This is a genomic window from Lentimicrobium sp. S6, assembly GCF_013166635.1.
GTDB lineage: Bacteria > Bacteroidota > Bacteroidia > Bacteroidales > UBA12170 > UBA12170.
On the sequence record NZ_JABKBZ010000178.1, the window covers coordinates 1 to 2,298 of the forward strand.

Sequence of the window (2,298 nt, forward strand, 5' to 3'; positions counted from 1 at the left end):
GACATTTTAAGTTCGAACTTTTTTGGCCGCTTAAAGAGTTTTTAAAATAAAAAATGCCCTGAAGAATGACTAATAATATAGATTTTAATGCTTTGATTATTTGGTGATTTGAAGGAGATGAAACCTATAAATTGAAGAGTTCAAAACGCTTGGTAACAAAGGCTCATACATAATGTGGGTTTTGTAGTAGAATAGAACATATAAACATAAAATAAACATCGGAGTAGGCAGATAGATAATGGCTTTGAAAACCACACTATGCATAGCCTAGGACGTTGGCAATAATTAAAGAATCACCCTGCAAACCATTAAGTATAGAGATTGATTACGATGAAAATTTTTGATTACATATATTACAGAGTATTCTTCACTTATAAAAACAAATGGAAAGACGATACTCCAGGTGCATATGCTACGAGTTTGGTGACACTTATGCAATCTATGCTATTCATAATGACTCCCTACTTTAGCTATGAATTGATTACAAATACAAAAATCGAGATTACAAAGATTAGTATTCTGATTGGTTTTATTATTCTTTTCTTTTTAAACCTATACAGATATCAGAAAGTCATTAATTTCAAAAGTCTATCTGAAAAATGGGATAACGAGGATAAAACAATTCGAAAACGAAAAGGAATATTTACAATCGTAATCATTGTATTAGTAGTCGGAGGAACGCTGACATTGGCAACTATTGGAGGAAAGATTAACACAGGAAAAATGAAGCCTCTATTTTTGAACTAAAAAACGACTTGATTTAAGATAAATGAAAAAACAACCAAGTAAAATAAGATTAGACAAAAACGAAAATAAGATTGAGATTTCACCGCGAGATAAAACGCCCTATGATATCGGCGTGAGAATTTTCGGATTTGTGTTTTGCGCATTTGTTCTATTTGCATTTATAATAGAACCTCCCCATATAGGTTTTATGATTATGTTCTTATTGATTTTCCTTTTATTGGTAGTTATTCCGATTTGGATAAGTTTTATTACACTAAAGGATAGTTATGAAATTAGTTACAATAAGGAGAATCTTATAATTCAGAAACATGGATTGATAAAATCAAAGATTGAATTTAAAACGAAAGATATTTTGTCTGTCGAGTTAAGAAGAGTTACTCCGAATTCTGAACCATTCAACGCATACATAGGATTTCGTAGTGCATTTAGACTTTTCGATGACTTTATTCCAAGCATAGGGTTAAAAGGAAGACCACCAATGTCAGTGCTTCAATATCATGATAAAGAAATAAGAAAATGGATTGTAGAGCATCTAAAAAGTGAGCTAAATATTAAATAACTATTGCCAACACGCTGTCATAAAACATAAGGGCGACAGAGGTTTACGGAGCGTCAGAGCGTTTAATCAAGCCCGCCAAATCTTGCGATTTGACGCATTGATTTAAAAGTTTAAATTTGTGTCTAATCGCAAAATTTGGCTACGTGCAAACTTGATAGTTTTGTGTTTCAAAACCCTTACGTTTCATACAGCCACACGTTGTGTTTCATGCAAAGAGAGACCGTACAACTAATGCCAACGCACATTTGGCACATTTGCAAGCCCAAACCCACATGCTGACGCTTCAGCTTGCAAAAGAGCCAAATCTTAGCCGACGCACTATTTCACCGTTATGAATGAAGTAATTGGAATATGAGAAACAATTTAAAAAACAGACCATCTGAGTTTTACAGATTAAGAAGACCTGAATATTTTTCAGATACAGAAACTATCCACACTGTAGAATTACCTAGAGAACAGTTGGCTTTAGAATTATCTCAAATTACAACGAATCAAAAACAAGATGAGTTTGAAACTCTTTGTAGAAGATTATCAGAAAAGCTTATCACACCTAATCTAATTCCTCAAGTTGGCCCGACTGGTGGCGGGGATGGTAAAACAGATTCAGAAACCTATCCCGTTTCATCTGATATTTCTGATAGATGGTTTGTGCCCGAAAACGGATGGAAAAAAGATGAGAAATGGGCTTTTGCATTTAGTGCAAAAAAAACTTGGAAACCAAAAGTAGAACAAGATGTAGAAAAAATAATTGATACAAAACGAGAATATTCAAAGATATATTTTATTACAAATCAGACTCCATCAAGTAAAAAGAAAAAAGATGCTCAAGACGAACTCAAAGAAAAATTTGGGATTGATGTCGTAATGGTCTAGCCCCCTATTAATCGGACTATTTTAATTTAGGTTCAAATATATGTGTTTTTCATTACTTATTTTCATAATATTGCTTTAGCAAGAAACGACTGAAGGTGACCTTTCTGCCGGTGGTTGTT

At 33.2% G+C, this 2,298-nt stretch carries 3 protein-coding genes; all 3 read left to right on the forward strand.

Annotated elements, in window-relative coordinates; genetic code table 11:
* Positions 1–330 precede the first annotated feature (330 nt).
* Complete coding sequence (locus HNS40_RS22135) at positions 331–747, forward strand: hypothetical protein (RefSeq protein ID WP_172284890.1); 417 nt, start codon at positions 331–333, stop codon at positions 745–747.
* Positions 748–769: 22 nt separating this feature from the next.
* Complete coding sequence (locus tag HNS40_RS22140; RefSeq protein WP_172284891.1) at positions 770–1,306, forward strand: hypothetical protein; 537 nt, start codon at positions 770–772, stop codon at positions 1,304–1,306.
* Between the two features lie 351 nt (positions 1,307–1,657).
* Entirely contained in the window at positions 1,658–2,179 is a 522-nt protein-coding gene (locus tag HNS40_RS22145) for a hypothetical protein (protein ID WP_172284892.1), read from the forward strand.
* Positions 2,180–2,298: the final 119 nt, after the last annotated feature.

What these genes read in the sequence shown, in the direction of transcription:
- HNS40_RS22135 (WP_172284890.1), top strand. Translation starts at nt 331, where the DNA reads ATGAAAATTTTTGATTACATATATTACAGAGTATTCTTCACTTATAAA.
- HNS40_RS22140 (WP_172284891.1), top strand. Translation starts at nt 770, where the DNA reads ATGAAAAAACAACCAAGTAAAATAAGATTAGACAAAAACGAAAATAAG.
- HNS40_RS22145 (WP_172284892.1), top strand. Translation starts at nt 1,658, where the DNA reads ATGAGAAACAATTTAAAAAACAGACCATCTGAGTTTTACAGATTAAGA.